Annotated in this window: 12 protein-coding genes; 5 read left to right on the forward strand and 7 right to left on the reverse strand. The window is 36.5% G+C overall.

Annotation, left to right across the window (positions count from 1 at the left end; genetic code table 11):
- Positions 1-80: 80 nt before the first annotated feature.
- The 7 genes from atpA to ACZZZW_RS24800 form a co-directional block, all read right to left on the reverse strand.
- On the reverse strand, positions 81-1,655 hold the full coding sequence (atpA, locus tag ACZZZW_RS24770) for a F0F1 ATP synthase subunit alpha (protein WP_055912900.1): 1,575 nt from the start codon (positions 1,653-1,655) through the stop codon (positions 81-83).
- A 139-nt stretch (positions 1,656-1,794) separates the two neighbouring features.
- Entirely contained in the window at positions 1,795-2,334 is a 540-nt protein-coding gene (gene atpH / locus ACZZZW_RS24775; RefSeq protein WP_055912902.1) for an ATP synthase F1 subunit delta, read from the reverse strand.
- Between the two features lie 92 nt (positions 2,335-2,426).
- Entirely contained in the window at positions 2,427-2,921 is a 495-nt protein-coding gene (locus ACZZZW_RS24780) for a F0F1 ATP synthase subunit B (RefSeq protein WP_055912905.1), read from the reverse strand.
- 89 nt (positions 2,922-3,010) lie between these two features.
- Positions 3,011-3,226, reverse strand: coding sequence for an ATP synthase F0 subunit C (gene atpE, locus ACZZZW_RS24785; protein WP_055912908.1), 216 nt, complete (start codon positions 3,224-3,226; stop codon positions 3,011-3,013).
- Between the two features lie 41 nt (positions 3,227-3,267).
- Positions 3,268-4,398 (reverse strand): F0F1 ATP synthase subunit A, encoded by a 1,131-nt coding sequence (atpB, locus tag ACZZZW_RS24790; RefSeq protein WP_055912910.1) that lies wholly within the window; start codon positions 4,396-4,398, stop codon positions 3,268-3,270.
- 14 nt (positions 4,399-4,412) lie between these two features.
- Positions 4,413-4,802: a hypothetical protein gene (locus ACZZZW_RS24795; RefSeq protein WP_235526175.1), complete on the reverse strand. Its 390-nt coding sequence runs from the start codon at positions 4,800-4,802 to the stop codon at positions 4,413-4,415.
- A 228-nt stretch (positions 4,803-5,030) separates the two neighbouring features.
- The gene (locus ACZZZW_RS24800; RefSeq protein WP_055912913.1) at positions 5,031-5,255 is read right to left on the reverse strand and encodes an AtpZ/AtpI family protein; all 225 of its coding nucleotides are present in this window, start codon (positions 5,253-5,255) and stop codon (positions 5,031-5,033) included.
- A gap of 110 nt (positions 5,256-5,365) precedes the next feature.
- Between ACZZZW_RS24800 and porW the strand changes: the two genes are divergently transcribed.
- The 5 genes from porW (at position 5,366) to uvrC (ending at position 12,967) form a co-directional block, all read left to right on the forward strand.
- Positions 5,366-8,131 carry a type IX secretion system periplasmic lipoprotein PorW/SprE gene (gene porW, locus ACZZZW_RS24805; RefSeq protein WP_463497457.1) on the forward strand — a complete coding sequence of 922 codons (2,766 nt, stop codon included), beginning with the start codon at positions 5,366-5,368 and terminating at the stop codon, positions 8,129-8,131.
- A gap of 105 nt (positions 8,132-8,236) precedes the next feature.
- Positions 8,237-10,456 carry a transglycosylase domain-containing protein gene (locus tag ACZZZW_RS24810; protein WP_055912919.1) on the forward strand — a complete coding sequence of 740 codons (2,220 nt, stop codon included), beginning with the start codon at positions 8,237-8,239 and terminating at the stop codon, positions 10,454-10,456.
- 77 nt (positions 10,457-10,533) lie between these two features.
- Positions 10,534-10,761, forward strand: coding sequence for a hypothetical protein (locus ACZZZW_RS24815; protein ID WP_055912922.1), 228 nt, complete (start codon positions 10,534-10,536; stop codon positions 10,759-10,761).
- 3 nt (positions 10,762-10,764) lie between these two features.
- The gene (locus tag ACZZZW_RS24820) at positions 10,765-11,133 is read left to right on the forward strand and encodes a PIN domain-containing protein (protein WP_463497460.1); all 369 of its coding nucleotides are present in this window, start codon (positions 10,765-10,767) and stop codon (positions 11,131-11,133) included.
- Between the two features lie 31 nt (positions 11,134-11,164).
- Positions 11,165-12,967 (forward strand): excinuclease ABC subunit UvrC, encoded by a 1,803-nt coding sequence (gene uvrC, locus ACZZZW_RS24825; protein WP_055912927.1) that lies wholly within the window; start codon positions 11,165-11,167, stop codon positions 12,965-12,967.
- Positions 12,968-12,982 lie beyond the last annotated feature (15 nt).

Here is a 12,982-nt window from a genome sequence, read left to right on the forward strand (position 1 = left end):
TTAGATGTGAGATGTGAGATGTAAGATGTAAGACGTTTCCGGCCTAATCTCAAATCTCAAATCTCATGTCTCAAATCTTATTAATATTTACTTGAAATCTCTTTTGCTACGGTATCTAAAACACCAGTAATGCTATCATCAAATTTACCAGCTTTTAATGCTGCCAAAGTTTCTGGGTGACGTAATTCCAATTGAGTTAAGAATTCAGTTTCAAATTCTTTCACTTTGTTAACCGGAACACTACGCATTAAGTTTTTGGTACCAGCATAAACAATAGCAACTTGTTTCTCAACAGTAAACGGAGAGAATTGTGCTTGTTTCAACATTTCTACGTTACGTGCACCTTTATCTAATACCGATTTAGTTGCAGCATCTAAGTCTGATCCGAATTTAGAGAAAGCCTCTAACTCGCGGTATTGAGCCTGATCCAACTTTAAAGTACCTGCTACTTTTTTCATCGATTTGATCTGAGCATTACCACCTACACGTGATACCGAGATACCTACGTTGATTGCCGGACGGATACCAGAGTTGAACAAGTTCGACTCTAAGAAAATCTGACCATCAGTAATCGAAATTACGTTGGTTGGAATATATGCTGAAACGTCACCTGCCTGAGTTTCGATAATCGGTAAAGCTGTTAATGAACCACCACCTTTAACGATATGTTTAATCGATTCTGGTAAATCGTTCATTGCTTTTGCGATATCATCGTTAGCATTGATTTTTGCAGCTCTTTCTAACAAACGACTGTGCAAGTAGAATACGTCACCTGGATAAGCCTCACGGCCCGGTGGACGACGAAGTAATAAAGATACCTCACGGTAAGCTACAGCTTGTTTAGATAAATCATCATAAACAATTAATGCTGGTCTACCTGTATCGCGGAAAAACTCACCAATTGCAGCACCTGCAAACGGAGCATAAAACTGCATTGGAGCAGGATCTGCAGCCGAAGCGGCAACAACAACTGTATATGGTAAAGCACCATTTTCTTCCAGTGTACGTACAATGTTGGCTACAGTAGAGTTTTTCTGACCGATAGCTACATAAATACAGAACACAGGCTGGCCTGCTTCATAAAATTCTTTTTGATTGATAATGGTATCGATACAAACAGCAGTTTTACCAATCTGACGATCACCAATAACCAACTCACGTTGGCCACGACCGATTGGAATCATTGCATCAATTGCTTTAATACCTGTTTGTAATGGCTCATTTACCGGCTGACGATAAATTACACCTGGTGCTTTACGCTCTAAAGGCATTTCGTAAGTTTCACCTAAAATTGGACCTTTACCATCTAAAGGCTCACCTAAAGTGTTCACTACGCGGCCAAGCATACCTTCACCAACTTTAATAGAGGCAATTTTTTTGGTACGTTTAATCGTATCACCTTCTTTGATCTCGTCTGAAGCACCCAAAAGTACCACACCAACGTTATCTTCTTCAAGGTTTAATACAATACCTTGTAGGCCGTTTGCAAATTCAACTAATTCTCCCGATTGAACTTTAGTTAAACCGTAAACACGGGCAATACCGTCGCCCACTTGCAGCACGGTACCAACTTCTTCCAGTTCGGTTTCTGATTTGAAGCCCGCCAATTGCTGTCTGATAATTGCCGATACTTCGTCTGGTCTTACCTCTACCATAATTTTACTTTATATCTTTTTGTAAATGTTTAGTGCTTAGCGCATGGCGCTTGGCTTTTATTTGCCATCCGCTTATCGCAATGTTTTTATTCGCCGTTTAGCGCATGGCGTTTTCCGCTATACGCTTCCCGCCTGGCGCTTATTGCGCAAATTCCTTTTTTAATTTACTTAAACCGCTGGCAATACTGGCATCAAATTGCTTATCACCAACTTTTAATATAAATCCACCAATCAGTTTTTCGTTAATTTTTTCATTAATAATTACCTTATTGGCATTTAATTCTCTTTTTACAATTTCTACAATCTGCTCTTTAGCTACAGGGCTTAACGCACTTGCTGTAGTTACATCAGCAGTAACAATACCTTTAATTAAATTATATTGCTGTACGAACTGTTTAGCAGTAGCAAATAAAATTGCCGAACGGCCTTTGCTTACTACAATCTTAAAAAACGAGATGGTTAGTTTACTTACTTTATCAGCAAAAATACCGTCTAAAATACCAGTTTTCTTATCTAAAGGTACAATCGGGTTTTTTAATATCGCTTCTAGTTCAGGGGTTTCATCAACCACTTTCTCAAACAAAACCATATCACTATAAGAAGCTTCTAAAGCGTTGTTTTCAACGGCTAAGTCTATTAATGATTTGGCGTATCTGCTTGCAACTTTAATTTCTGACATATTCTTAGGTGTGAGACCGGAGATGTGAGATGTGAGACTTTGGCGTTACCACCCCTCTCATATCTAATATCTCAAATCTAGTATCTCAAATTCTAGTTTAATTCAACGTCTTTTAACAAGTTTGCTACTAAAGCTTCCTGCTTGGTTTTATCATCTAACTGAGTACGTAAAACTCGTTCTGCAATTTCTAATGATAAAGTAGAAACCTGGTCTTTAACTTCTGCTAAAGCTGCTTTCTTTTGGTTTTCAATTTCGATTTTAGCTTTCTCAATCAATTTAGTACCTTCTACCTGAGCTTGTTTTTTAGCTTCGTTTAAGATACCATCTTTTAAGGTTTTAGCTTCCTTTAAAATCTCATCACGTTCAGCACGTGCCTGTTGCATTAAATCTTGATTTTGGCTGGTTAAACGGGCCATTTCTTGTTTAGCCAATTCAGCTTTGTTAAGGGCCTCATCAATGCTTTGCTCACGTTCGTGAATAGCACCTAAAATAGGTTTCCAGGCAAATTTTCTAAGTAATATCAATAAACACAGAAACGATATTCCAGTCCAAAAAACTAATCCTATGCTTGGGGTTACTAAATCCATCTTATCTAATTTTTTAAATCTTAATCTTATTAATAAGGCGGGGTAAATAACCAATCGTTAAATACCCTGCCTAAATTTTTCAGTTTGAATTATTTAAGGCTGTTACCTAATAATGCAACTACCACACCGAATAAAGCAACACCCTCAATAAGGGCAGCTGCGATAATCATTGCAGTCTGAATTTTTGATGCAGCTTCTGGTTGACGAGCAATACCTTCCATTGCTTTACCACCTACTTGACCGATACCGATACCTGCACCGATTACTGCTAAACCGGCACCAATTGCCGCGATTGAACCTACCATAACTAATTTAATTTATATTAATTGTAAAAAATAGTTTTCTATTAATGATGTTCTTCAACTGCCATTCCAATAAATAAGGCAGTTAATAATGTAAAAATAAAGGCCTGTAAAAATGCTACAAGCAGTTCTAATATATCCATAAAAATTACGAATGCTACTGAAACCGGAGCAATCGCTAATGTTTCGAAAATAAAGATTAAGGATATTAAACTTAATACAATAATGTGACCCGCAGTAATGTTTGCAAACAAACGAACCATTAGAGCGAAAGGCTTAGAGATAATACCAACAACCTCTACTACAACCATTAATGGCCACAACCAAAATGGAACATCTGGTAAAAAAATGTGCTTCCAGTAATATTTATTTCCATTTAAGTTTACAATAAGCAAAGTACCTAAAGCCATCACAAATGTAAGTGCAATGTTACCGGTAACGTTAGCACCTCCAGGAAAAATTGGAACTAAGCCCAACAAGTTGTTAAATAAAATAAAGAAAAATATCGTTAACAAGTAAGGCATAAACTTAGCGTATTTATGACCAATATTTGGCTTAGCAATATCATCCCTTACGAAAACAATAACTGGCTCAATGAAAGATTGCAAACCTTTAGGTGCTTTACCAATACGTTTTTTATAAGCTCCAGCTACAGATATAAATACAATCAGAATCAGGAAAATAGCTACAAACATTGCAGCAACGTTTTTTGTAATAGAGAAATCTAAAACAGATTTACTTGCTTCCTCATCAATTTTACCATCAGCTCCAACTACTTTGATGTGATCCTCTTCTAAACGATAGTTGTTATATTTACCGTTATAATCATGCTCTCCATGATGAAAGTTAGCTGAAGAAAAAACTTCTAAACCACTCGGAGTATACAAAATTACAGGAAGAGGCATCGAAGTATCGCCCCAAAAGTGCCAAATATGAGAATCGGCAATGTGTTCCATGATTACCTCTGTAGGCTCGAATTTCTTTTCTTCATGACCAGCAGCACCATGTTCGCCTGCAGCTGCTTGCGCAGATTCAGCTACAACACTATCAACAGGAACAACAGCGCTATCAACCTGAGCGAAAGTATCAATTTTGATAGATAAAAACGCGATTAAAAGCGTAAAAACAATAGTTAGCCTTTTAACTTTAGACACAAAAACTCGGTTACAATCCATTTATTGGCAGTTTTTTACTTTAAATTTTGGTGGCGCAAGTTACGTAACAAACAGTAAATTTCAAAGGCCGTAAACAATAAATATAAAGAAAAAAAATTAAGCAGAAATACAAGCCCAATTCCCTTTGCTTTTATACTGTAAATCAATACAAAAGCCATACAAAAAATCATCTTCACTGCAATTGATCCCATAATAGCCATTACACCTACTTCAGGGTCGCGTTTTACACCAACATCAACCAACAAGTATGCGATGTAAGTAATCCCGGCTAAAAAGCCAAACATCACCCAAAAATTGTTAACTAAAAGTGGTTGATCGGGAAATAATAAAGGTAAAACAGCAACAATGCCTATTAATAGGCCTACAAAAATGAAATAGATACTTGTAAATTTGGCTAGAGTCAATGTATAAATTCTTAGCAGATAAAAACTTTTGCAAAGATAAGGTTTTTAGGATCAAGTAACTAGTATGAAAGAAAATATTGTTTTGAGTGGTTAATTGTATGAATGAGCTTAGTGGTTAACCATGTGAATTCATTAACCGAAACACAAGTTCCAACTTCAAAATTTAGGCAGGTTGCTGATCGCAAACTGAAGATTGCCAACTACAAACTGAAGATTGAGAACTAAAAACTAATCTTTAGTAACCTGCCTAATGGCCTGATACAAGGCAATCCCCACGCCTGCTAAAGCAAATGCGGCTGTAATTAAATTGGTTTTACTGTTTCTGTGTTCATCAATTTTATAACCAATAAAAGTAAGCAGGCCAATTGTGGCGAACATTTGGAAGCCAATAGCAGAATATTTTGCCGCTGCACTCACCTTTTTCTTTGTATCTTCTTCTTTAGGATTTTCCATTTTTTAATGCAATAATTAAATTAACTTTGAATAATTAAAATTTGGTGCCAAATAAAATATTTTTCTATATAAATTGTTTATTGTATATCCACCTAAGAGATTGATCATACTTGAAAAATTACGCTAGCAAAAACTTAAATTTCTTCTTCATCTTTTTAAGTGTCCTCCTGATTTATGGTTGCGTCGCAAATAAAGATACTGCTGTAGACCGCAGGTTTCAAAACTTAACGGCAAGGTATAATTATATCTATAATTCCAATGTATTGCTTACTGAGTATAACGAAAGTTTATTACAAAGTTATGCAGATAATTATGAAAAAACATTACCTGTTTATCTTGATCCTGAGCCGCAGATTAACCTTGTACTAACACCAGGAGTAGCCAATAAACAACTGGATGAAGTAATTACCAAAGGGCAAACCATAATAAACGATAAAAGTTTTAGCAACTATATTGATGATGCCTACATGCTTTTGGGTAAGGCAAACTACCTAAAAGGGAATTATTTTATCGCATCAGAATATTTCGACTATACAGCAAAAACATACAGCAGCGATTTAAAAACTTTCATCATGGCCATGAACTGGAAAGCGCGCAGCCAAATGCAGTTAAACAACATGGTTCTGGCTGATAAAATTCTTGATACCATGCTGCGTGCCTCAGATGAATTGAAAAAAGACCTGGCTGAGCCATTGGCAACTGCTGCTCAGATGCGCATTTATCAAAAAAGAAATAAAGAGGCGATTCTTTTTCTTGAATCTGCAATAGCACTTCCGGCAGATAAGCAATTAAGGATTCGCTGGCGTTTTATTCTTGCACAATTGCAGGAAAAAGAGAAAAACCTTCAGGATGCTTATGCAAATTTTACCAAGGTTGAGAAAAGCAATACCCCTTTCGAAATGTATTTCCATGCCAATCTGAACAGGATTAAACTTAAGGCATTGTTAAGCGGCGTAAAATTAAATAAGGAAGAGCAATTGCTTGCTTTGTTAAAAGATGATAAAAACATCGACTATACGGATCAGATTTATTACCAGGTGGGAGAATTATTTTCTGCTGAAGGCAATTTTGTAAAGGCCGAAGAAAATTACCATAAATCAGTTTTAAAAAGTACGAGGAATCAAAACCAAAAAGCATTATCTTATTTAAGAATCGCTGATTTAAACTTTAAGGAATTTAACAATTATATCAAAGCGAAGCTTTATTACGACAGTACAGTAATGATTTTGCCCAAAAACTTCCCTGATTATGAAAATATTGTTAAAAAAGCCGATAATCTTAAATATTTAACCGACAGGTACACTATCATTGCAAAGGAAGATACAGCCCAGGCCATTGCTAAACTACCGGCAAACGAAAGAGAGGCTAAGGTTAAGGCATATTTAACCCCAAAAGTTGAAGTAAGCAATACTGGTGGAGTAATCAGCAACCAATATCTAAATGATCCCAATTTCCCCAATCAAACGCTAAATGCGTCAAACAATACTACCGGAAATACTTTTTACTTTAATAATAATGCTGCAATAAGTAACGGTTTTGGTGATTTTAAAAAGCGTTGGGGCAACAGGCAACTGGAAGACAACTGGCGGCAGAGCAACAGATCTTCGGCACAGGAAACCAACCAGGTTTTAGCTGGTGGTAATGTAGCCACTGGAATAACGCCGGCAAATGGTGAGCTAAATCAGGCTGCTGCAGATCAAACCTCCATAGAAAAACAGTTTTTGGATGGTCTTCCAACAACCCCTGCCCTACTGGCCACATCTGATCAAAAAATTATAGATGCATATTTTGAAATCGCCAGTTTTTACCAACAGGAACTAAATGATAAACCGGAAGCAAATAAAATCTACCTGGAACTGATAAAAAGGTATCCTGAAAATAATCATCTTGTTGCCATTTACTATAGTTTGCATTTAAACTATAAAGGTATTGATGAAGTAAAATCAGATCAGTATAAACAATTGGTGCTTACAAAATTCCCCGAATCTAATTTTGCAAAAAACATCCTTGATCCATCCTATTCGGCCAAACAAACCGAAATGGAGAATATTGCCATTAATAATTACAACGTAGCTTTTGATGCCTATGCCAAAAAAGATTATCCAAACGTGGTAAAACAGGCCGATGATAATATTGCTGCATTCCCTAACAATGATTTAGCTCCTCAATACGCTTATTTAAAGGCTATTGCCGTTGGGCGTACATCCAAAGTAGATGCCTTACTTACAGAATTTAACCTGATTACCACGCTTTATCCCAACGATAAGATTATTACACCTTTAGTTCGCGATCATTTAAAATACATTGAGGCAAACCTCGATGAATTTAAACAAAGGCCACTTGCGCTTGTTGATTTTGATGCAAACGCACCACGTTTTGTTAGTCAGGCCACACCGATTGCCGTTCCGGTAAAACCATTGGTAACGGATAATGCCATAGTGAAAACTGCCGAACCAGTTACAGTCGCTAAACCTGTTGAGGTTAAACCAACTGATACAAATAAGCCGGCAAGCATTTTCAGCGAGGCAAAATCAGAAGAATATTATTATGTAATTGATGTAGCCGATGCCACTTTAACCTTAAGTTCATCGCGTTTTGGAATAGGACAATTTAACCGTGGTAATTACCCTGATAATGATTTGGAACATAAATTGGTAGAGTTGGATAACGATCAGCTGATTTACATAACCAGTTTTATTGATTTGGAGGATGCTAAACTTTACGAATCGAGCATTACAGGACAATTAAAGAACATTATGAAGGTTCCGGCCAATTTATATAAAGGATTTATCATCAGTAAAGAAAACTTTTTAAAGCTAACAGACCGCTCCCGGATTAACGAGTATCTGGAGTTTTTAAAGGACGCTTACAAGTAATTATAGGATACTGAACATTTGCCTAAAAAGCTATTCTATAAAAAATTAATAAATTTGCATCCAAAATCTCCTATTCTGGAGATTAATGGAAAATAACACAACAAAATGAATAAGTCTCTTTCTGCACAAGAAACAAAAAGATATAGTTTAATCATCTGGAAAATACTAATTGGCGGAATTGCGCTATTTGCTATTTTTATTTCTATGATCGGTTTGGGCCTTTTTGGCGCATTACCTTCTTTCAGGGATATCGAACACCCAAAAAGCAATCAGGCTTCCGAAATTATTGCCGAAGATGGCCGTCCATTAGGTACATATTTTGTCCAAAACAGGTCCAATGTTACCTATAAGGATATTTCTGAAAATGTTATTAACGGATTAATTGCGACAGAGGATACCCGTTTTAAAGAACATTCGGGCATTGATTTTAAACGGACTTTTTCGATTATCGGATACAATTTAATCGGCAAAAAACAAGGTGCAAGTACCATTACCCAGCAGTTGGCTAAAAATCTTTTCCCTCGCGAATCAAACCTTAATTTCTTCTCATTGGTATTAACCAAATTCAAAGAGTGGATTGTTGCCGTTAAATTAGAGCGTAATTATACTAAAGAAGAGATCATCACCATGTATTTAAACACGGTTGATTTTGGAAACCAGGCTTATGGCATTAAATCTGCAGCACGTGTTTACTTTAATACCACTCCCGATAAATTAAATTTAACACAGGCTGCAACCCTTGTGGGCATGCAAAAGGGAATCACCATGTATTCGCCAACCCGCCACCCCGAACGTTCAAGAGACCGTAGAAATACGGTAATGGCCTTAATGGTTAAATCGGAACTGCTCACCCAACAAGAATTTGACGAACAAAAGGAAAAACCTTTAAATCTACATTTTAATGCCGCAACCGTTAATGATGGCATTGCCCCTTACTTCCGCTCCGTACTGAAGAATGATATCAAAACTATTTTTCAGGAGCAATCGATTACCAAACCTGATGGCACTCCTTACGATTTAGACCGCGACGGTTTGAAAATTTATACCACATTAAATTATGACATGCAGGTATATGCCGAAGAAGCCCAAAAAGAATACATGAAGGTATTACAGGCACAATTTATAGCCAGTTGGAAAGGAAGAAATCCATTTAAAGATAAAGCCTTGCAGATAGAACAGGGCATTAAACGCTCAGATCGTTATAAATCGTTAAAATTGGAAGGTAAATCTGAGGATGAAATTAAAGATGATTTCAATACCAAAACTGAAATGACCATTTTTACCTGGAAAGGGAATATTGATACCGTAATGAAACCTATCGACTCAGTTAGGTACTATAAAATGCTATTGCGTAATGCCATGATGACGATGGACCCTACAAATGGTCATGTAAAGGCATGGGTGGGCGGCATCAATTACGAACATTTTAAATACGATCAGGTGAAAATGGGAACCAGGCAGGTAGGTTCGACAGCAAAACCTTTTACTTATGCCGTAGCGATCGAAAATGGTTATTCACCTTGTTATACTGTTCCAAATGTTCCGGTAACGATAGAAGGCTATGGAGATCCGTGGACACCAAGAAACTCTGGGAAACCGTTGCCAGGCAATATTACATTACAAAAAGCACTCGCTTATTCACAAAACTTTGTTACAGCATATTTAATGAAACAGGTTGGACCTGTTGCTGTATCTACTTTGGCCACCAAAATGGGGATACCAAATGTACCCGCATTTCCTTCCATCTGTTTAGGTACTTTCGATTCTTCTATTTTTAATATGGTGGGTGCGTATGGTGCATTTGCAAATAAAGGAACTTATACCAAACCGATTTATCTGTTAAGAATAGAGGATAAAAACGGCGTAGTTCTGTTTTCTCAGAAGGAAATACCAAAACCTATTATGAGCGAAGAAGTAGCTTATGTAATGACGAGAATGCTTAAAGGTGTGGTAACCAATGGAACCGGATCGAGATTAAATTATAAATACAAGGTTAATGCACCAATCGGGGCTAAAACAGGTACTACACAAAATAACTCTGATGGATGGTTTATGGCCATTACTCCTCAATTGGTTACCGGTATTTGGACAGGTTGCGAAGACAGGGCCTTTCACTTCATTAGCACCAGCCAAGGAGAGGGAGCGAATACGGCACTACCAATTTTTGCAGGTTTTATAAAAAAAGTTTATGCAAATCCTTCCTTAAAAATCAGTCATGCAGATTTTGAAGCACCCAAATCTGGTGTTTCCATTACCTTCGATTGTAATCAATACCAACAGCAAGAAGAAGGTACTAGCGAACTGGATGAGAAGTTAGGTTTCTAAATACTGTAATATAGCCTAAAATTTTAGGCCAAATTATAGGAGATAAATATTAAATTTGTAGTAGAAAATTGAAATATATGAGAGTTACGTTAGAAATATCAGATTTTGATGAGATGGAAAAACTCCTTTCTTTTTTCCAAACTATGAAATTAGAAAATATAAAAATTATTTCTTCTCAAGAAGCAAAGCCTAATCTACGCAAGGGCAATAAGTCTATTAATCCAAAAGAGCTTTTTGGAATCTGGAAAGAAACGCCAAAAAACATAGAGGATATACGTACTAAAGCATGGAATCGTAAAACATAGTTTATGATTTTATGCGATACCAATATTCTTATACATGCCTTTAATGGAAACATTGCTACCATAGAATCATTAGAAGAAATTGGTTTCGAAAACATTGTTCTATCGTCTATTACAACCATAGAACTCCTGCAAGGAATGGGAAATAAAAGCGAACTGGCACAAATGAAGAAAAAAATTAAATATTACGATATTTTTCATTTTGACAATCAGGTATCTCAAAAATCAATAGAACTTATAGAAAGCTTTAAACTGAGTCATAATCTTCAAATTCCTGATGCCATTATCGGAGCGACAGCAATTGTAAATAGTATTATGTTGTTTACTTACAATAAAAAAGATTTCGATTTCATGCCTAATATTATTCTTTATTAAAAATACCATATTTTTGCTCCTTTAATTTTTCATGAGCAGTTTCGACCATAAAACAGCATTAACCGCAATTCCGCATAAACCCGGCGTATACCAGTATTGGGATGCGGATGGAAAGCTGATGTACATTGGCAAGGCGAAAGATTTGCGCAACCGCGTTGGGTCTTATTTCAATACCGACCGGAATCAGTTTAATGGCAAAACAAGGGTACTGGTATCCAGAATCAGAAAAATTACCTTTACTATAGTTGATACCGAAATAGATGCTTGGCTGCTGGAAAACAGCTTGATTAAAAAGCATCAGCCCAAGTTCAACATCAACTTAAAAGACGATAAAACCTATCCATGGATTATTGTTAAAAATGAGAATTTTCCACGAATTTACTGGACAAGGAAGGTAATTAAAGATGGTTCTACCTATTTTGGCCCCTACGGCTCAATAGGCATGATGCATACCATTTTAGATCTTATTAAAGAAACTTATCCACTGCGTACCTGCAGTTTGCCCCTAACGGAGAAAAATATAGACGAAGGAAAATTTAAAGTTTGTTTAGAATACCAGATCGGCAACTGTAAAGGGCCTTGCCAAAATTATCAGACGGAAACCGACTACGACAAAAATATTGCTGAGATTAAAGAAATCTTAAATGGCAAAATTGGTAATGTAATCCGCGATGTAAAAGGCATTATTAAATCCGCTTCGGAAGACTTGAACTTTGAAATGGCGCATCAATATGCCCGCCGATTACAGGTTTTGGAAAAATATCAAAGTAAATCGACTGTTGTAAACAGTGCCATTACCAATGTTGATGTGGTGAGCATTGCTTCTGATGAACGCTACGCTTTTGTAAACTACCTAAAGGTGATGAATGGTACAATCATCCAAACGCAAACCATAGAAGTTAAAAAACAACTCGATGAAAGCGACGATGAGATTTTAACCCTGGCGATGCTCGAATTCAGAACGAAGTTCAGTAGTACCTCAAAAGAAATTATTGTTCCTTTTGAACCTTCTTTAGAAGATGAAAGTTTAAAATTTACGGTTCCTAAACTGGGGGAAAAGAAAAAGCTTTTAGAACTTTCGCAAAAGAATGTTTTGTTCTTTAAAAAAGAGAAGTTAAATCAGTATGAAAAACTGAATCCAGACCTACGCACGGATCGGATTTTAGCAACCATGCAAAAAGATTTGCGTTTAACACAGCTTCCAAAACACATTGAATGTTTTGATAACTCCAATTTCCAGGGAAAATACCCGGTTTCTGCAATAGTAGTTTTTAAGGATGCCAAACCATCAAAAAAAGATTATCGCCATTTTAACGTGAAAACAGTTGAAGGTCCGAATGATTTTGCGACCATGGAAGAAGCCGTTTTCCGCCGTTATAGGAGAATGTTAGACGAAAACCAGACATTACCTCAACTCATCATTATTGATGGCGGTAAAGGACAGCTTTCGTCAGCAATGAAGAGTTTAAAATTATTGGGCATAGAAAACAAAGTAACAGTAATAGGCATTGCAAAACGTTTGGAAGAATTATTTTATCCAGGCGATTCTTATCCACTTTATTTGGATAAAAAATCAGAAACCTTAAAGATAATCCAGCAGCTGCGTGATGAAGCCCACCGCTTCGGAATTACATTTCACCGTAAGAAACGCGACCAGGGAACACTTAAAACCGAACTCGAACAGATTGAAGGCATCGGTAAAACCACAGCTGATAAGCTGTTAACGCAGTTCAAATCTGTTAAAAAGATTAAAGAAGCTACAGAGAAAGAATTGGCTGAGGTATTGAATAAAAAGCAGATGCTCACCCTTAAAGCTTATTTCAATCAGGAATAATTTCTTTAATAAACT

Source organism: Pedobacter sp. AC379 (genome assembly GCF_979258145.1).